At 43.5% G+C, this 19,854-nt stretch carries 14 protein-coding genes; 11 read left to right on the forward strand and 3 right to left on the reverse strand.

Going from position 1 to position 19,854, the window contains the following annotated elements:
* Window positions 1-49 precede the first annotated feature (49 nt).
* Both PQO01_RS05250 and PQO01_RS21610 read right to left on the reverse strand, forming a co-directional pair.
* The gene (locus PQO01_RS05250; RefSeq protein WP_274312983.1) at window positions 50-481 is read right to left on the reverse strand and encodes a hypothetical protein; all 432 of its coding nucleotides are present in this window, start codon (window positions 479-481) and stop codon (window positions 50-52) included.
* Window positions 482-610: 129 nt separating this feature from the next.
* A complete protein-coding gene (locus PQO01_RS21610) occupies window positions 611-925 on the reverse strand; it encodes an ArsR/SmtB family transcription factor (protein ID WP_420792900.1) in 315 nt (104 codons plus the stop codon).
* A gap of 133 nt (window positions 926-1,058) precedes the next feature.
* Here PQO01_RS21610 and PQO01_RS05255 point away from each other — a divergent pair, with 133 nt between their 5' ends.
* From PQO01_RS05255 to PQO01_RS05280, 6 genes are all read left to right on the forward strand, one after another.
* The gene (locus PQO01_RS05255) at window positions 1,059-1,373 is read left to right on the forward strand and encodes a hypothetical protein (protein WP_274312984.1); all 315 of its coding nucleotides are present in this window, start codon (window positions 1,059-1,061) and stop codon (window positions 1,371-1,373) included.
* 25 nt (window positions 1,374-1,398) lie between these two features.
* Entirely contained in the window at window positions 1,399-1,806 is a 408-nt protein-coding gene (locus PQO01_RS05260) for a hypothetical protein (protein WP_274312985.1), read from the forward strand.
* 101 nt (window positions 1,807-1,907) lie between these two features.
* The gene (locus PQO01_RS05265; protein WP_274312986.1) at window positions 1,908-4,163 is read left to right on the forward strand and encodes an efflux RND transporter periplasmic adaptor subunit; all 2,256 of its coding nucleotides are present in this window, start codon (window positions 1,908-1,910) and stop codon (window positions 4,161-4,163) included.
* 14 nt (window positions 4,164-4,177) lie between these two features.
* Complete coding sequence (locus tag PQO01_RS05270) at window positions 4,178-7,255, forward strand: efflux RND transporter permease subunit (RefSeq protein ID WP_274312987.1); 3,078 nt, start codon at window positions 4,178-4,180, stop codon at window positions 7,253-7,255.
* Between the two features lies 1 nt (window position 7,256).
* Window positions 7,257-8,633 carry a TolC family protein gene (locus PQO01_RS05275; RefSeq protein ID WP_274312988.1) on the forward strand — a complete coding sequence of 459 codons (1,377 nt, stop codon included), beginning with the start codon at window positions 7,257-7,259 and terminating at the stop codon, window positions 8,631-8,633.
* Window positions 8,634-8,637: 4 nt separating this feature from the next.
* Window positions 8,638-9,261, forward strand: coding sequence for a cation efflux transmembrane domain-containing protein (locus PQO01_RS05280; protein WP_274312989.1), 624 nt, complete (start codon window positions 8,638-8,640; stop codon window positions 9,259-9,261).
* Between the two features lie 297 nt (window positions 9,262-9,558).
* Here PQO01_RS05280 and PQO01_RS05285 read toward each other — a convergent pair whose 3' ends face one another.
* Window positions 9,559-9,870 (reverse strand): metal-sensitive transcriptional regulator, encoded by a 312-nt coding sequence (locus tag PQO01_RS05285; protein ID WP_274312990.1) that lies wholly within the window; start codon window positions 9,868-9,870, stop codon window positions 9,559-9,561.
* Window positions 9,871-9,959: 89 nt separating this feature from the next.
* Between PQO01_RS05285 and PQO01_RS05290 the strand changes: the two genes are divergently transcribed.
* The 5 genes from PQO01_RS05290 to PQO01_RS05310 all read left to right on the forward strand — a co-directional run bounded on the left by PQO01_RS05290 (window position 9,960) and on the right by PQO01_RS05310 (window position 19,853).
* Window positions 9,960-10,403 carry a hypothetical protein gene (locus PQO01_RS05290; protein ID WP_274312991.1) on the forward strand — a complete coding sequence of 148 codons (444 nt, stop codon included), beginning with the start codon at window positions 9,960-9,962 and terminating at the stop codon, window positions 10,401-10,403.
* A gap of 111 nt (window positions 10,404-10,514) precedes the next feature.
* Window positions 10,515-11,285, forward strand: coding sequence for a DUF2231 domain-containing protein (locus PQO01_RS05295; RefSeq protein ID WP_274312992.1), 771 nt, complete (start codon window positions 10,515-10,517; stop codon window positions 11,283-11,285).
* The gene (locus PQO01_RS05300; RefSeq protein ID WP_274312993.1) at window positions 11,279-12,610 is read left to right on the forward strand and encodes a TolC family protein; all 1,332 of its coding nucleotides are present in this window, start codon (window positions 11,279-11,281) and stop codon (window positions 12,608-12,610) included. Before PQO01_RS05295 ends, PQO01_RS05300 begins: the two co-directional genes overlap by 7 nt.
* The gene (locus PQO01_RS05305) at window positions 12,607-15,522 is read left to right on the forward strand and encodes a heavy metal-binding domain-containing protein (protein ID WP_274312994.1); all 2,916 of its coding nucleotides are present in this window, start codon (window positions 12,607-12,609) and stop codon (window positions 15,520-15,522) included. Before PQO01_RS05300 ends, PQO01_RS05305 begins: the two co-directional genes overlap by 4 nt.
* Window positions 15,519-19,853, forward strand: coding sequence for an efflux RND transporter permease subunit (locus PQO01_RS05310; protein ID WP_274312995.1), 4,335 nt, complete (start codon window positions 15,519-15,521; stop codon window positions 19,851-19,853). Before PQO01_RS05305 ends, PQO01_RS05310 begins: the two co-directional genes overlap by 4 nt.
* Window position 19,854 lies beyond the last annotated feature (1 nt).

Here is a 19,854-nt window from a genome sequence, read left to right on the forward strand (position 1 = left end):
CGTTGCGGACGCGCACGGAAGAAGGCAAAGCTGAGTTACAGCTTAGGTATCAAATAAGGACTTGAGTGATGGCCAGGGTTTTTAGGTGGGGTGGAGGTAGACTAGGTTTGTGTGAGCGAAAAAATGGTTTCGCGATATTAGTAGTGAGTTTTCGAGATACAAAAAGTTGACTGTCCGTTAGTATCGGAAATACCATGGGGATAATGTAAATATCCCTAATAGTCGTACTAATGGGGGATGTTATTTCTATATCAACACAGTCTTGTGGTGCACATGTGAGCTCATCGCAATGATCGCTTTCATCAGTTTCGTGTAGATGGGTTTTACGTTCTTGTTCACAAGCACAAGCACTTAAACTACTGCCCTCTAGTTCAATTTCACCATTTTCTCCTAGGCAAAGCAAGCTGTTTTCCGGTAAGATCCCGGAAAACGACACTAATAGTGTGAGGGCTAATAGTAATATGTGTGAGGGCTTAAGCATGGTAACCTAATTTATTATTCTCGTTTGGTTATTAAAATAATAGACAAAACAGTTGAAAATACAAATCATTATCTTAATAATTCCACTCCAATCTAGTATTTCACTCTATTTTTCTGCATCTACTGAGGATTACAGTAGCTGAAGCTTCTGTGCCTTGGTGGATAAGCTATAGATAATAAATTTGCCTTCTTTTCGGGAATCCAGAAGCTCGGCTTTTTTTAAAATTCGTAGATATTGGGAAACGGTTGGCACGGGGCAGTCCATAATCTGTGATAAGTCACAGACACAGCAAGGTTCCAGTTTTAATATATGCAACACCTTTAATCTGCGCGCATTTGACAGTGCATGAAATAGTGTGGCCTCGTCAGCATACGAGACCTTGGAAATCTCTTGCTTGAGCCTAAGAATTTTCTTTTCGTTGAAGCATTCGATTGAATTTATCATGCGGCACCTGTGATTTTATTATGCGAAAACATAAAATGAACTTGCAGGATTACAAGAACTCTTATATGTTTTACATTATCACATAATGTATTGAAGACCTAACTAAACTCAATTGAACCGCCGGATAAACTCTATGAAAAACCTGATTTTTAAAACGCTTTATACACTCTTTTTTTTAGCGGGTTTTTCATCATGTGGTGAGCATGATAACCACAGGCACACAGCAGCAACAAACTGTGGAACACACGACATAGCTAAGGTGGACCGCGGTTTTTGCGACAATTCTCTACTCGAAAGCAAAGGTTTTTGCAAAGAGCACAATATAGCTGAGGTAATGTGTCCGACGTGTTCACCTGCAATTATCCCCGCCTATAAAAAAGAAGGCGATTGGTGTAAAGAACACTACACGGCAAAATCTCTTTGTGTAAAGTGTGGCGATGGTAAATGAATCTATATTAGCTTAGAAATAACTCATGAAACTTCTCCTCAATCTCATAGCATTTAATTTAGCCCTGTTAATCTGTAGTGTTAACAGTGCCCCTTTTAGTTTTTGCCTTGAGACCGATGAGTTGTTCATTATCGAATGCCCGCAAGTTACACCTGAAAACCACTGTTCATGCTCATCAAAGAATTCAAATCTACAAGTCAACCAGACACAAAAGTCACTGCTACCTACAGGCTGTTGTCTAGAGTTTGAAGCAGTCAACAGTGAGCTTTCCCAACAACTAAACTCTGATTGGGTTTTTGCCGCCGTAAAGGTTTCCAGTATACCTCAATATTTTGCTCCTCTAGAAGATTTGCCAAAACAATTATCTCATCGCACTCCACAGCAAGCAAACGCTCCACCTTTTTATATTCTCTATCAGTCCTTCCTCTGTTAAAAGTAAATAACCGCACCACGACTCACCTTAATTTATTGATGTTTAAGACATTCAGTAAAATTTTTTATTTATTTACTACATAATTCCATTTGGAAGAGACCATGAAAAAGAAACTTTTAATAATAACTATTATCTTATTTTCCCTCCTAGGCGCAGGGGCATTTTATAAATTCAAATCGACTACAACAACACAACCTGCATCAGAGGGACGTATTGAAGTCTGTGCTGAGCATGGCTTTCGCAAAGGTGAATGCTATCAGTGCGACCCGCAATTACTATCACAATTTAAAGCTTCACATGACTGGTGTGTCGAACATAATTTGCCAGAAAGTCAGTGTGAACTATGTGATCCATTCGCGAAATTCAAAGCTAAGGGTGATTGGTGTAAAGAACACAGCGCACCGGAAAGTCAGTGTGTAAAATGTGACCCCTCATTAGCGACTAATCAAAAGCCATTTATAGACTGGTGTGCGGAACACGGTGTTCCCGAGAGTCAGTGCACAATTTGTGACCCAGATAGAAAATATTCATTGCAGTCAGATTGGTGTCAGGAACATAATACGCGCGATTCAGAATGCACCTTATGTCATCCTGAACTTAAAGTTAAAACAGCGTCAAGTCCTACAGAAAATACAGAATGGTGTGAACACGGCTTCGCTGAAGGAAACTGCTTTAGCTGTGATCCCAGCCTAGAATCCAAGTTCAAAGAAACCGGCGATTGGTGTGGTGGCCACGACGTTCCCGAATCGCAATGCTTCCCGTGTCAACATGGTCTTCAGGAGGTTGTTGATAAAAGACTTGCCTCCAAACAAGATACACCTACAAGTGAGAATCAGTGGTGCGAGCATGGCTTTGCTAAAGACGATTGTTTTAGCTGTCATCCAAGCCTAGAGGCTAAGTTCAAAGAGACTGGCGATTGGTGTGGAGGTCATGGTGTTCCCGAGTCACAGTGTTTCCCATGCCAAAGTGGTTTACAAGAAACCGTTAATGAAAGACTAAAAGTTTCAACTGTCCGGAATGATCTTCAACAACAGAAAAGAGCCATTGATATAAGTCTAGAAAAAGAATTACCTCCTGGAGCTTTTTGTGGAACACACCTCTTACGCATAAAACTAAGTTCAAAGGAAATGGCAAAGACAATAGGTCTTAAATATGAATTAATACGCAACCGCCCTCTTACTCAAAGTATTAAATGCAATGCCGAAGCGGTGTATAATGAGGATGAAATGGCAAAAATATCTTCTCGTTTTGAAGGTACGATCAAAGCAGTGCAATTCCAATTAGGCCAGAAAGTTAAAAAAGGTGATTTACTCCTACGTATAAATTCCCCCGAACTAGCAGAATTAAGAAGCCAGTTAAATACTGAGAAAGCTTTACTTTCTTTTACAAAGTCATTACACAAGGATACTGAGGAACTACTTAAGATCCTCAAGAATAAAAAATTGAGTGTCTCAGATGCAACTAAAAATGTATCTAACTTAAAAGTGGGTGCAGCTAAGGCAGAACTCTTGACCTTTATTAGTGAAATGAAGGCCGCAGAAAAAAACTTTGATTATGAAAAACAACTCAATGAAGGTGGTCTTGGGCTGAAAGCTAATTATCTAAAAGCACAAAAAGAATACACTGCTGCAGTTGCTGGCTTTGGAGCTTTATTAGAAAAAATAGCTTTGGAAATTCAGCAGTCACTTATTGTTCAACAAGGTAAAGTTGACCTAATTAAGAGAAAGATGGGTGTCGTAGAATCCGACAAAATTGATGCAACTGGAGGGAACTTTGTCATACGTGCTCCACAGAGTGGTACAATAGTAAACAAGTCAGTTGTGGAAGGCGAAATTATTGAATCTGGTACTGTGATAGCCAGTGTAGTCAACCTCAATAAAATGTGGGTTAAGATTGATTTGAGATTAGATGAAGCCAATCTAGTGAAACCAGGTCAACATGTTGAATTTACGACTCGCGGTTCTTATGCCCAAAAGTTTATGGGTAAAATCATATGGCTTGGTTCTGAGGTAAATGATAAAACTCGAATGGTTTCTGCTCTAGCACTTGTGAATTCCTCAGATTCACTTCTTAGAAACAATTCCTATGGGAAAGTACGTGTTCATATTCACCGCGATGAAGAAGTTATTGTTGTGCCCAAGACGGCTCTCCAATGGGAAGGTTGCTGTCATGTAGTGTTTGTGAAAATGGCTGCTGATGTTTATGCTCCTCGCAAAGTAAAACTCGGCTATGAAGGTAAAGACTTTTTTGTTGTTGAAGCTGGATTAATTAAAGGTGAGCAGGTTGTTACTCAAGGATCATTCTTACTCAAAACAGAAATCCTGAAGAGTAGCATCGGCGCTGGCTGTACAGATTAAAGGAGACCTCCAAAATGTTAAATAAAATTATTGAGTTCTCTCTCAAAAACCGTTTTCTAGTTATATTTTTGACGGTTCTGATATGTATCGGTGGTATGATTTCTTTGAAGAAGCTGCCAATCGATGCATTTCCTGACACAACACCTGTCCAAGTTGCTATTAACACGGTTGCCCCCTCATTGAGCCCTACTGAAATTGAGCAACAGATAACCTTTCCAATTGAACAGGCAGTTAGTGGTTTACCTGGTCTTAAGCAATCTCGATCCATTTCAAAATTTGGTTTATCTCAGGTATTAATAGTATTTGAAGATGGCACGGATATTTATTTCGCGCGCCAGTTAGTCATGGAGCGCTTACAGGCCGTCGATCTACCTGAAGGTATGCCTAAGCCCCAGCTCGGGCCGGTCGCTACCGGTTTGGGTGAAGTCTTTCATTACCTTGTAGAAGGAGATGAAAGGCATAGCTTGACCGATGTAACTACGGCCAATAACTGGATTATTAAACCTCAACTCAGAACGGTCCCTGGTGTTGCAGAAGTTAATACTTGGGGTGGGTTTGAAAAGCAGTACCAGGTGCTTGTTGATCCCGAACTATTGGCCAAGTATAATTTGAGTTTTGCAGATGTTTCCGAAGCTCTGAATAATAATAACCGAAATGCAGGGGGCGGAACTATGCCTGCCCGTGAAGGTGAGGCTTATTTACTTCACGGCATTGGTAGAGTTACAGGTATAGAGAGTATTAAAAACATATTCTTGAGGAGTGAGGATGGCGTATCTGTTCGAATTCGTGATGTGGCAGAAGTTGTTATTGGCCATGAAATAAGACGAGCAGCGGTAAGCGCAAACGGTGAAGGTGAAAACGTACTGGGTCTAGGCTTTATGTTGATGGGCGAGAATTCAGCTGAGGTCACTCTTCGTCTTCGTGAGAAACTGAATCATGCGGCAAAGTCATTACCAGAGGGTATGACAGTTAGTGTTGTTTATGATCGTACAGATCTTGTGAACCAAGTTATTGATACTGTGAAAAATAATCTAATGGAAGGGGCTTTATTTGTCGTCGCCATCCTGTTCATATTCCTGGGTAACTTACGTGCCGGGCTCATCGTTGCCTTGGCTATCCCACTTTCAATGCTTTGTGCTTTTAGTGGTATGCTTCAGGCTGGTATAGCAGGAAGTCTAATGAGCTTAGGGGCAATCGATTTTGGTTTAGTTGTCGATAGCTCAGTAATTATGGTAGAAAATGCCGCACTGCGACTATCGGAAAATAAAGAGGGACGATCTCGCTTGGATGTCGTTCGCGACGCAGCTATTGAAGTACGTAAACCCACTATGTTTGGTGAACTTATTATCATGATCGTATACTTGCCAATTTTAACGCTTCAGGGTGTTGAAGGAAAGCTTTTTCAGCCAATGGCATTAACAGTTATTTTCGCTTTAGCAGCCTCAATGGTTCTTTCTTTGACACTCATGCCAGTGTTGGCAAGCTTACTTCTGCCAAAGAAAATCGTAGAAAAAGAATTACTTATTGTGAGGGCCATGAAAAAGGTTTATGCGCCTTTGCTCAGAACAGCGCTTAAACTAAAAGTGGCTATTTGCTTAACCGCCATTCTCATTTTATCTGGATCTATATGGATGGGTGCATCTTTGGGCGCTGAATTTGTTCCACGTCTTAATGAAGGAGCTTTAGTAGTCAATACAGTAAGACTTGCTGGTGTTTCAATCCCAGAGTCCGTTCGTTACGGTAATCAGATTGAGAAAATGATGCTCAAAGAATTTCCTGATGAAATAGATAAAGTTTGGACGCGAACTGGAACTCCGGAAGTAGCGACGGATCCAATGGGAATCGAAGTCTCGGATATGTTTATTACACTGAAACCTCGTGAGCAATGGACCAAGGCCAAGAATCAGGAAGAGTTGGTGATTCAGATGAGTCGTGCGATGCAGGGATTACCGGGTATGAAATCGGCCTTTTCACAGCCCATTGAAATGCGAGTAAATGAAATGACTGCAGGCATACGAACTGATCTTGGAATTAAAATATTCGGCGATGATTTCGATAAGTTAGTAGAAATTGCTGAGCAGGTTGAAACCTTGGTGAATCAAACTGGCGGAGCTAAAGGTGCTTCCACAGAGCAAATCACTGGCCAACCAGTTTTACGAATTAAAGTTCGCCCGGAAGATATAGCTCGATTTGGAATCTCGACAGAAGATATCCTAACCTTAGTTGAATCCATTGGCGGCAAAGAAAATGGCGAAGTCTATGAAAAGCAAATGCGCTTTGATCTGGTTGTTCGTTTAGCTGAGACCTATCGGCAAGACGCTGATGCGGTCAAGAAAATTCTTATCACCGCAAATGACGGAAAACGCATACCTCTTGAAGAAGTCGCTGATGTAGTACTCGAGGATGGCCCCACGGTTATTAATCGTGAGTGGAGCCAACGACGCATAGTAGTCTCCTGTAATGTCCGCGAACGTGATGTGGCTTCATTTGTTGATGAAATTCGCAGTAAGATCAAAGAAAGTGTTTCTCTACCTACGGGTTATCATATTGAGTATGGCGGCCAGTTTGAAAATTTTGAAAGGGCTAGGACTCGACTCATGATTGTCGTTCCCATTGTACTGGTACTGATTTTCTTCTTACTGTACACAACCTTTAAAAGCACTCGTGACGCACTGATTATTTTTACCGGTATTCCCTTTGCAGCTGTAGGTGGTATCATGGCCTTAAAATACGGCGGAATGCCCTTTTCTATAAGTGCGGGAGTAGGCTTTATTGCTTTATCAGGAATCTCAGTACTGGATGGCCTTGTACTGGTATCCTGTATACGCAACCTAATGAAAAAGGGAGCCCACTTACAGGAGGCTGTGCCAGCGGCAGCTTTAAGTCGATTACGGCCAGTCATGATGACCTCTTTGGTTGCAGGTATCGGTTTTATCCCTATGGCCTTATCTACTGGTGTTGGTGCTGAGGTACAGCGTCCCTTGGCCTTCGTAGTGATTGGCGGTGTTATCTCCGCCAACATATTAACTCTCATGGTTCTTCCGGTTCTTTATTCGCTTTTCGGAAAACCCGTCATTTCTCAGGAGGACTGATATGAAACAGTTTATTCTAAACTATAGAATTTATATTCTTACTTTTTGTATACTGCTACTGAGTTCTTGTCAGTCATATAAACCTATGGCTCTGAACCCTGAAGAAGTCTTAAGTGATTTAGAAAAGCAACGAACAAAGCCTATTGAAGGGGAAAGCTTTAGCTTTACTGACGCCGCAACACTCATGAGTGAGAATAATTTACAATTGCAGCGAATTCAACAGACCTATAAATCATTTAAGTCAGTGTCAGATATAAAGACCCCTTGGCCTAATCCTGAATTAGAGTTCGGACCTGCTCATGGAGAGAACCTAAGTGAAAAGACAGCCAGTGCAACACAACCTTTTGTTGGTATTGGTTTCACCATTCCGTTAGGCCCACGTCTACGACGCAATGATGAGCTAAATCAATTAAAGACGCTTCAAGCGTACAATGAACAGGTTATTACTCATCGTGAACTTTATTTTGAATTGAAAAAAGCCTATGTCCGCTTTTCTTTGGCGAATAAGCTGCAGACGGTTCAGTCCGACATAAAGCAGGTCTTAGACATTAACAGGAAGTCTACTGAAAAAATGAAGGAGCTGGGCACGGTTACTAGTTTGAGTGTCAATAGTATAAAACTGAGCCAAGCAGAATTTCAACTTCAGGAGTTCAATCAAAAAATTTATTTACATACTGAAGTAAATAAGCTCTCCCGTTTACTGTCACTATCTCCTTCTTTACTTCAATCTAAGCAGACAAATAATTTGCCTAAGCCTGAAGTTACTATGGATTTAAATACCTTAAAAAAGCAGTTAATCTCTAATAGCTTGAAGCTCTCACGATCTGAAATGGATTTTCACCTCAGTGATGCAAAACTACGTTTAGAGTTGGCAGAACAGTACCCTGATTTAAAGGTAGGTTTCACTTCTGAAGATGAAGTCGGCGAAGATAAACGAACTTTTTCAATTCCTTTTAGTATTGAGTTACCAGTATTTGACCGTAATCAGCAAGCAATTGCTCAAGCAGATTCTGAAAGGCTTGAAATGATTGCTCTTTACAAAGAGAAACTTAATGATTCGCTGAGTAACTTGGAAACTTTGCACGCACAATATTTGCTATGCTTCCAAAAGTTGAGTTTTATTAAGGAGAGTCTTTTGCCTCTCGCCAAACAAAATACTCAAGATGCAGAAAGATCCTTTAAACTTGGTGCGATTAGTCCTCTCAGGTACCTTGATCTACTTGCAGATTTACAGAAACTGAATTTTGAGAAAGTTCAGCAGGAAAACGAATGCTGGATGAAACTATTAGAAATTGAAAGTTTAGTGGGGTTGCCTCTAGTAAAACTTTCTGATAAATCCTTAGCGCCTCTTAAACAGGCTCTGAAAAAGCAGGAATAACCTTATGAGTGACTGTGGCTGCGAAGTGGAAGTGAAGGACAAGGCTCAACGTAAAGTTTTGTGTTGGCTTCTTGCAATAAATGGCTTCATGTTTTTATTGGAGATAGTTATTGGCTTTTACGCCCAGTCAACTGCCTTGGTAGCAGACTCCCTAGACATGCTAGTAGATGGACTGGTCTATGGAATAGGTATTTACGCTGTTGGTAAGTCAGTAAAGAAAAAAGCAAATGCCGCTCTATTAAGTGGGTATTTTCAAGCCGTGTTGGGTATTTTGATTCTTGTGGATATCCTCCGCCGTATTTGGGTAGGCAGCGAACCGGTGTCAACTTTAATAATGGTCATGGGATTTCTTGCACTTATAGCCAATGTCACCTGTCTCGGTATGATCCGCAAGCACAAAGATGGAGATGTGAACATGAGAGCCAGTTGGATATTCTCTGCCAACGACGTAATTGCCAATATGGGAGTTATTCTTGGTGGCCTGCTAGTCTGGCTTCTTGACAGCCGCTGGCCTGATATTGTAGTTGGCCTTACCATCTCAGCCGTGATCTTACGTGGCTCCACCCTCATTTTACGCGATGCCCGTAAAGAACTGAATAAGTCAGAGACATGTACACGCTCTAATTAACATACATCCCTTATTCTTGTGTGATTTAAAATTGGGTTTATACTTAAAGTTTACGAAAAGTGTGAAAGGTATTTTTATAGGGTAGAATAGATATGCTTAATTTTATTCAATACAGACAAGTAGCTTCACTGGGGGTGTATAAATGTGCTGATTGTGATGAAATGTACCTTCATCAAAAAGAAGGTGAGTTGCCTGTCTGTAAGAAGTATCATGTAACTACTCACCCAAGGAAATATTGGAAAGCACAGATAGGTGGTCCAATATCTCTTGATAAGAAAGTAGATGACTGCTTATAATTCAAGTCAGCTTGTAGATGATACGCATGAGCTCGTCGTAGTGTTTTTCTGGATTGTCGCCTTTTATACCAGCTGTGACACAGCTTTCTAGGTGGCGGCGAACGACAACTTCTCCGACTCCACGTAGGGAGGCTTGGAGTGCGGCGACCTGAGTGAGGATATCGACACAATATTTTTCATCATCAATCATTTTTTGCAATCCTGAGACCTGACCTTGAATAATCTTGAGTCGGCGCTGAGCTGATTTTTTTGTTTTTTCGTCTATCACTTGCTTTCTCCAGTTGGGTTTAATATCAATTGGAATATAGTTCATTAATGGAAAATATCATACCCCCTAGGGGTATAGGCTTGACAATGAGCTGGTGACGGACTAGCTTTACTTATAAGACAACAGGAATCAAAATGAAAAGAACACTCGGCATATTTATGGTAGGCTTATTAGCGATAGTATTCGCTTTAGGTGATATGCCCTTGTATGCCTGTGTAAAGCAGGGTTCACTGCACATTTTAAAATCCTGCTGTGACCAAAAAGTCGAGGTTGTAGTAAAAAAAGATTGTTGCGGTTCTGAAAAAGCAACAGAGAAAACTAAAGGTCCGGTACTCAAAGAAATTTGTTGTAACTCAATTGATCATCAGCTTACTATGCCTTATACGGCAAACGGTGATTTAAAACTTATAATCTCACAGGAAACAGATTCTGGCAGCTATATCGCTTTTTATGAATCCGCTCTGGTCAACCTGATTTCACCCGAACTTGGCGGCAATAAGAGTCCGCCTGGTTGGGCATGGACAAAGCGTCCTTCCACTACACCACTATTCATTCTACATAACAGCTACCTCTGTTAATAACTTCATGACGGCATGAAGCTCGCGGCGCTTAGACGCACCGAGCCTTCATGTCTTTTTTCGTGCCGTTAAGTCGGCTCTCTATTCATCAAATGAATTTGGAGAAGAATCATGAAGCTATTCTTTATCATTATCATACTTATGGTATTTTCGGCCTATTCTGCCGAAGTATCTAATGAGATTTGTCCAGTCATGACTGACGAACGGGTGGAATCTCATATCACAATGCAATATCAGGGAAAACCTGTAGCCTTTTGCTGTAAAGACTGTCGTCGCGATTTTGCTGAAAACCCCGAGAAGTTCAGCGAAAACCTGCGCTCTTACGCTCAGAGTTTCTTTACCCGTCAAATGGCTGAGAACGAAGCCGTGAATACTAGCGCTGAAACTCACGGTCATGAAACCAACGAGGATCATGATCACAAAGCAGATCACGGGAAGCCGCAGAAATCACTTCCGGAGTTTCTGGGCCGCTTTCATCCGATCGCGGTGCATCTACCCATAGGTTTACTGCTCGGAGCGTTCCTAGCTGAGCTTTGCTTTCTAATTTTCAAAAGACAATTTTTTGAGCACGCCTCAAGCTTTATGCTGATCACAGGCTCCATCGCCGCGCTTGGAGCTGCAGCACTGGGTTGGTTATCTGCAATGCAGGCAAATTATCCAGGTGAGTTGGCCGAAGTACTCGACTCGCATCGCTGGCTAGGAATCAGCACCACAGTCTTTGCATTGGCAGCAAGTATCTGCCGCATTTTCAATCTCAAAAAGGGCTCACGTAAACTTCGAATTTGCACTCGTGTCCTACTTATTCTAACGGTGTTGCTTTTGGCAGTCACTGGCCATTTTGGCGGAACTCTAATTTACGGAAAGGATTATTTCTCATGGTAAAAATATTATACACTCTGGCAAGGGCCACTTTTATCGCGACGTGTCTACCCCTAGCTGCACAGGAGCAAAGTACCTCAGTGGCTCTGCAAGCCGCGAGCAACAATGAACAGAAACCAGTCTTTGAGCGCGATGAGCAGCTACTGAAATTAAAAAAGGAAGCTCTAGCCAACAACTCGCAGATCCAAGCTGCTTATAACAACTGGCAGTCAGAGATTTTACAGGTTGATACTGCTGGTGATTTACCCGACCCATTCGTTAGTTTCACCCATTATTTTGAAGAAGTAGAAACTCGTACAGGTCCTCAAAAACAGGCTGTAAGTCTCATACAAAAACTGCCTTGGTTTGGCAGGCTTGATCTACAGTATTCAGCTCAATCTAAAAAAGCCCGTGCAGCACAAGCGGAGCTACAAGCCAAGACTTTAAAAGTTATTAAAGAATTGGAGCAGCTTTATTATGATTTTTATTACCTTCAAGAAGCCTTGCGTATTGCGAAGGATAACAAACGTTTATTACTGTCTTTTGAACCTATTGCCAGAAATATAATAAAGACAGGAAAGAGCTCTAAAGATTTGATTAAACTACAGGTTGAATTGGGCCGGATAGAAGACCGTATAGCTCATTTAAAGCTTCGTTTCACACCACTCAAATCCCGCATAAATGAATTACTCAACCTTGATCCTGGGACTGCGATTAATTTTACCGCAAAACCCGCTATTGTCAGCTCTTTGAAATCTAAAGATCAATTGCTTCATGATATCTATACGAATAATCCACAATTAAAAAGTTTTGAATTTAAACTTAGAGCTGCAGCCGACAAAATACGGCTCGCTCAAAAAGATCATTACCCTGATTTTTCAGTGGGCGTGAAATATATTCGCACCAGCGGAGGAGATACGACTCACCCTGATGATGGGAAAGACCCCATAATGCTAACTGTTGGCTTAACGCTTCCCCTCAACCAAAAAAGGTATAATGCTTTAGAGAAATCAGCGGTCAGTAGCCGGGAAAACCTCAAGAACTCTCGTGTCGGCAAGCAGCGAGAATTAGAGCGGCAGCTTACTACGACACTATTTGAACTGCAAGATAGTGAACGTAGTTACCGACTCTATACAGACACACTACTCCCCAAAAATGCTCAGTCATTACAAATAACTCTACAAGCTTACCGCAACGGTAAGTCAAGCTTTTTGGAGTTGATCGACATTCAGCGTCAACAGCTGGATTTTGAGCATATGCAAAAAAAAGCTGAAACACGAATTTACAAACAATATGCAACGCTGAAAGAACTCGCTGCAAATGAAAATATTTATGGAGATAAACAATGAATCGCAAACAAAATATCATCGTAGGGGTCGCTTGTGGGGCCATACTACTTAGCTCAGGAGTGTCATTTTTTGTCGGTCGTGCCACTCACAAAACAGTGATTAATAACTCTTCTGTCAAGGCTACCGGAACGAATAATTCAGCCACGAAAGAGGACATCACCTGGACCTGTTCAATGCACCCGCAGATAAAGCTCAAAGATAAAGTTCCATGCCCCATCTGCGGCATGGAACTTATTCCCCTGAAAAAGGGTGGCGAACAGTTAGGTGAGCGTGAGTTGCGTTTAAGCCCCTATGCGGAAAAACTAGCAGCAGTGACAGTTAGCCCAGTAGAAAAACGTAGAGTTTCTATGACGGTTAATATGCTTGGAAAAGTAAGCTTCGACGAAACTCGACTTAAGCAAGTTAGTGCCCGTTTTGGGGGGCGTTTGGATCGTCTCTTTGTTGATTATACTGGTGTTCAGGTTAAAAAGGGAGACCACCTCTTTGAAGTTTATTCGCCAGAACTTATTACCGCTCAGGAGGAATTACTACAGGCTCTCAAATCAGCTGAAGAAATGAAAGGGTCGGACATCGCAGTGGTGCGGGAAAGCTCAGAGATGGCTATTCAAGCTTCGCGCGACAAGCTTCGCTTATGGGGGCTCACTGCTACGCAAATTCAGCAAATTGAATCCAGTGGACGCACCTTTGAGCACTTGAGTAAATACTCCCCCATGGCAGGTATCGTCATTAAAAAACACCTGAAGGAAGGGGCTTATGTTAAAGAAGGCGTACCGGTGTATTCGATCGCCGACCTCAGTAAGCTTTGGATTGAACTGGAAGCCTATGAAAGTGATTTACCCTGGTTACATTTTGCTCAATCCGTCAGTTTTGAAACACAAGCCTACCCCGGAGAGTTATTTCAGGGACAGATCAGCTTTATTCATCCTGTCCTCAATCCAAAAACACGTACGATTAAAGTACGTTTAAATGTGGATAACCGTAACGGGCGTCTAAAGCCGGACATGTTTGTTAATGCCAGCGTACGAGTACAACTTGGCCAAAGTGGTCAAATGGTGGATAGTTCACTTGCAGGAAAATGGATCAGTCCCATGCATCCAGAAGTAATCAGTGACGAGCCAGGGCCCTGTACGGTCTGTGGCATGGATCTTGTACCTGCGGAGGAATTGGGCTTTACTCAAAAAGGCGACTCGAAAATCCCTCTTGTTATCCCGGCTTCATCAGTATTAATTACGGGTAAACGCGCTGTTGTTTATGTAAAAACTAAGAAGGGGATCTATCAGGGACGAGTAATTACTCTAGGCCCTCGTGCAGGTGAAGACTATATCGTCAAGCAAGGTTTAAGTGAAGGTGAATTAGTTGTCACGAATGGAGCCTTTAAAATTGATTCAGCTTTACAAATCATGGCTAAGCCCAGCATGATGAGTCAAGAAGATCTAGCGGAATTGAAATCCATTAAATTACCACAAGATATATTAGAACAGCTTTATCCTATACAAGAAGCTTACTTATCTCTGAGTCGGGATCTTAGTCAGGATAAGTTTACCCAGGTTAAAGAATATCGAATTGAGCTAACGCAAGCCATAGAAACTTTGCAAGTCTCAAATTTAAGTCCGGATGTAGCCACCTTATTAACAAAACGTCTGCATCAGATACAGCTAAAAATGAATCATATAAGCAATAGCGAAAGCCTGAAAATTGCGCGCTTACGTTTTGAGCCCTTATCAAAACAGATGATTCTTTTAACAAAGCAGTTTGGCAGTACTCAAGCCATTAGAATCGCTTTTTGTTCCATGGCATTGAACGATCAAGGTGCTCAATGGTTACAGCTAGCTCACAAAATCGAAAACCCCTACTTCGGGAGTGGTATGTATCGCTGTGGTGAGATTCAGCAGGTCATCGGAGAAGATGATAAGTCAAATTCCTTAAATGATGATCCGCAAATCAACTCAAACAGTGAAAAAACTGAAATGAAAACGGGGCACGAAGATCATACAGAAGCACTTCCCAAAAAGGATAGTGTTTCTTCTAAGATGACTCCAGCAGATCTCGTTTTACAATCCTACTTAAGTATACAGAAAGCCCTGAGTAAAGATTCGCTACCCGCAGGCCCAGATGTCGAGGCTATTATTGATAATTTACCAAAGTTGGGCGTACCATCGTCTGAGCTTAAGACTCTAGCTCATATGCACCATAAAAAACTGGCTGCTGCTCGTGCAGATTTTGCTCAGCTTTCGAAAATACTTATTGGCCTTGCTGAAAAAAATAGCTTCTCAAGCCCTGTAAAGCAGGCTTACTGTTCCATGGCTTTTGATGATCAGGGCGCCAGCTGGCTACAAACAGCCGAGCGCATTGAGAACCCTTATTTTGGAAGCGGCATGTACCGCTGCGGGAGTATAAAAAAGAACTATACGCCAAAGCTAAAAGAGAATGTTTCCTCTAAGTCTAGTGAAGAAAAGATGGAGCATAAACACCACCAGGTTGAAGAGAAACAAGCCGCAGAACAAAAGCCTAAAAGCACCACGGGAGCACCCGAAACATTACAGGCTTACCTGAATATCCAAAAATCACTGAGTAAAGATCAGCTGCCGTCTGCAAATGACGTCGAGACTCAAATAAAAACTCTGCGAGTCCTTTTGCCTAGCGAAGATAAAATTGATTCTTTGGCCCACATGCACCACAAAGACCTTCAAGCCGCCCGTGCGGATTTCCAGGTTTTGTCTGAAATCATGATACAGCTTGCGGAAAAAGGCCATTTCAAATCCACTGTGCGCAAAGCCTACTGCTCCATGGCTTTTAATGATCAGGGAGCCAGTTGGCTACAAACTGCGGAGCGCGTTGAAAACCCTTATTGGGGTTCACAGATGTACCGTTGCGGTAGCATTAAAAAAGTTTATCAGGAGAATGAAAAATGAGTGATCCAGATAAATTAGGCCTGATTGATCGGCTGATTCGTTTCTGCCTGCTCAATAAGTTGTTGGTTTTCCTGCTGGTTGTCGCCAGTCTAATTTGGGGTGTCATGGTGGCTCCTTTCGATTGGGAGATTGAGGCTTTACCTCGCGATCCGGTTCCAGTGGATGCGATTCCCGACATCGGCGAGAATCAGCAGATCGTCTTCACCCGTTGGCCAGGCCGCAGTCCACAGGATATGGAAGACCAAGTGACGTATCCGCTCACCACGGCACTTCTAGGAGTACCCGAAGTCAAAACCGTGCGTAGCTTCTCCATGTTCGGTTTCAGTTCGGTGTACGTTATTTTCAATGAAGACGCTGAGTTTTATTGGTCGCGAACCCGTGTACTCGAAAAGCTCAATGCTCTTCCAGCGGGTACGCTGCCCGACGGTGTTAAACCTATGCTCGGACCCGATGCCACCGCACTTGGCCAAGTTTATTGGTACACACTAGAAGGTTTAGACAAAGAAGGGAATCCTACTGGTGGTTGGGATCTACATGAACTACGATCCATTCAGGATTGGTATGTACGCTACGGTCTGCTCGGTGCTGAAGGTATTAGTGAAGTAGCTTCAGTGGGTGGTCATGTTCAAGAGTATCAAATTGATGTCAACCCTGACGCGCTACGGGCTCATGGTGTGACTCTGGATCAGATATTTAAGTCCGTCAAAATGTCCAATATTGATGTCGGAGCCCGGACGATAGAGATCAATAAGGCGGAATATGTCATTCGCGGCCTGGGTTTTATAAAAAGCCTGAGCGATATCGAAAAAACCGTCGTCAAAGTCAATGAAAACATCCCCATTCTGATCAAAGATGTAGCAACGGTAAGTCTGGGTCCTGCCCTCCGCCGCGGCATACTCGATAAAGAAGGCGCCGAAGCTGTCGGCGGCGTGGCTGTGGTGCGCTACGGCGATAATCCACTCGCCGCGATTAAAGCCATTAAGGCAAAAGTTAAAGAGATCTCACCCGGACTGCCTTCCAAGGCGGTTATTGACTTCACTAAAACTGACAGTAAAACTGTTAGAACCTTTGCGGCTGAAAATGGCTTCGATGCCTATGGTGAAGACGGGAAGCTCAATCAGGACTCCTGGAAAAACTTTCTTAGCAGCGGCCAGGATCCTCCGGAGTGGCTCAAACTCAGCCAGGTTAATATTGTACCTTTTTATGACCGTTCCGGACTTATTTATGAGACCCTAGGAACACTTGAAACCGCGCTTACCGAGGAAATTCTGATCACTATTATCGTCATTTTGGTGATGATGATGCATCTACGTAGCTCTGGTATTATCTCCATCACGCTGCCATTTGCAGTGGTGCTTTGCTTCATTGCCATGAAAGTTTTCGGTGTTGATGCTAACATCGTGGCGCTCTCAGGTATCGCTATCGCCATCGGAACGATTGTGGACATGGGAGTTATCATCTGCGAAAATATTTTGAGCAACCTCGAAAAGGGTGAGAGAAAACGATCCATGTATGAAGTCGTTTTTGAGTCTACGAGTGAAGTCGGGGGAGCGGTACTAACCGCTGTGTTGACCACTGTAGTCAGTTTCTTACCAGTCTTTACCATGGAGGGTGCAGAAGGAAAGCTCTTTAAGCCGCTAGCCTACACCAAAACCTTCGCACTTATCGCCGCAGTGATTGTCGCTCTGACCATCACACCAGTGCTGGCTCAATTACTTTATCGAGCTCCATTGAAGGTCAAAAACATCCTACTCGGACGTGCTTGGAAGTGTAGCACCTGGATCCTCAACCTCTCTATTGCTGTAGGCGTTTGTTGGATCCTTTCACAGCACTGGCTGCCATTAGGACCTTCCGCAGGTGAAATGAAAAACTTTGCAGCGGTCGGCCTGCCCATTGCGGCTTTGCTTAGCTTTTTCCTGCTATGGCAATATTGCTATAAATGGACTCTACGTTTTGTTCTAACCTTCAAGACCTTCTTCCTGATATTGATCGGAATTATTCTGATTAGCGGTTACTCCGCCTGGCTCGGCTTCGACACGACTTTCGGCTGGATGCCCGAAAACTGGAAAAAATCCGAACTGTACGTCGACTTGAAACACCAAGTTCCCGGATTGCAAAAAGAGTTTATGCCCCCGCTTGATGAAGGATCTTACCTCTACATGCCAACCACTATGGTGCATGCTTCTATAGGTGAAGCACTCGATGCCATGAGCAAACAGGATATTGGTTTTAAAGCTATCCCTGAGATTGACCAAGTCGTCGGTAAATTAGGTCGTGCTGAAACTCCACTTGATCCTGCCCCCATCTCCATGTTCGAAACAGTAATCAATTACAAAGGCGAATATCTGGTCGATGACGGAGGTCATAGACTGCGCTTTAAATTCGATGCCTCCGAAAGCGACTTCATGCGCGATATCGACGGTAACGCCGTGCCCGCCGTCGACGGCAAAAAATATGTCGTTCAGGGAAAATTCATGCGGGATGAAAAGGGTAAGCTCATTCCTGATGAAGATGGTATGCCCTTCCGCAACTGGCGTCTGCCGCTCGATCCCACCCTTGACGGTAATGAAGAACGTGAAGCCTGGGGCGGTATTAACTCGCCCGAAGATATCTGGGATGAAATTATCAAAGCAGGCGAAATCCCCGGTACTACCTCTGCGCCTAAGCTTCAGCCCATTGCCGCCCGTATCGTTATGCTGCAAAGCGGTATGCGTGCCCCCATGGGCATAAAAGTCAACGGCCCGGACCTGGAGACCATCGAAGCCTTCGGAATCGAACTGGAAAAACACATGAAAAATGTGCACGGGGTCAACCCCGCAGCAGTGATTGCCGACCGAATAGTAGGCAAGCCTTATCTGGAAATCGAAATTGACCGCGATGCCATTGCACGTTACGGCCTGCATATCAGCTCTGTTCAGCAGGTGATCGAAGTTGCCATCGGCGGCAAGCCCTTAACGCGTACAGTAGAAGGCCGCGAACGCTACCCAGTTAGAGTTCGTTATCAGCGTGAACTTCGCGATAGCATAGAAGAAATTGATAATATTTTAGTTGCCGGAGCCGGTGGTCAGCAGATCCCGCTTAAGCAGCTCGCTAAAATGAATTACGTGCGCGGTCCGCAGGTGATCAAAAACGAAGATACCTTCCTTACCGGCTATGTACTCTTCGACAAGCTCAAGGGATATGCCGAAGTGGATGTGGTTGAGAATGCTAATGAGTATCTCAACAGTCTCATAAGCTCGGGTGAGCTGACTCTTCCCGACGGAGTGAAGTATCACTTCGCCGGCTCCTATGAAAATCAGATACGCGCCGAAAAGAAACTGCGTGTTGTGTTGCCATTGGCGATGTTTGTCATCTTCATCCTGCTCTTCCTGCACTTCAAAAATATTCCTAATACCATGATGGTCTTCAGCGGTATCGCGGTAGCCTGGGCCGGGGGCTTTATCCTTATCTGGCTCTATGGTCAAAACTGGTTTTTGGATGGAGAGCTCTGGGGTATTAACTTCCGCGACCTCTTCAGTATCAAGTCGATTAATCTTTCCGTCGCCGTCTGGGTCGGCTTTTTGGCTCTCTTCGGTATCGCGACTGATGATGGCGTAGTCATGGGAACCTACCTCAAGGATCAGTTTAGCAAAGAAAAACACGACGATATTCACTCCTTGCGCACTGCGGTCATTCACGGGGCTCAGCGCCGTATTCGTCCTTGCCTGATGACGACAGCCACAACGCTGCTAGCCTTGCTGCCGGTACTCAGTTCCACCGGTCGCGGCTCGGACGTTATGGTGCCCATGGCTATCCCCAGCTTTGGCGGCATGCTGGTGGTACAGCTCTCGGTATTCCTTGTTCCCTGTCTGTTCTCCATGGTGAAAGAAGTGCAGCATTATACCAAATTATCCGATGCGGCAATGGATAGGATTTTTATAGGATTTTTAGCTCTGGGTCTCGGCGGCGGCCTCTACGCTGCAGGTACTATGGATTTAACTGCAGATCCCATGTTTATCGTCATTGCCGGTCTTCTTGCATCCCTTGCAATACTCTGTTCGCTGATCGCCCTCATCGTGCTGCCCATGGACTTCGTCTACGCCGGACGACGCCTGCGTGACTGGCTGCGCGAAGATGATCCTCAGGACCCTGACGGCGGTAATGACAGTACGGAAAGCTCTTCAGATCCCGCACAAACATTGCCGTACCCGGCAGATCACCCCAACCGCGAATTGCCAACCAAGACACAGGTTATTCCCGAATTGGCAGACCAGGTAGTTCCTGATCGCCCCAGTGATTTTTCAGGCAAAATAGATAAGACTCCGACAGAAGAGGATAAAAAGGAAGTATAAA

The organism is Lentisphaera marina, from assembly GCF_028745505.1.
GTDB lineage: Bacteria > Verrucomicrobiota > Lentisphaeria > Lentisphaerales > Lentisphaeraceae > Lentisphaera > Lentisphaera marina.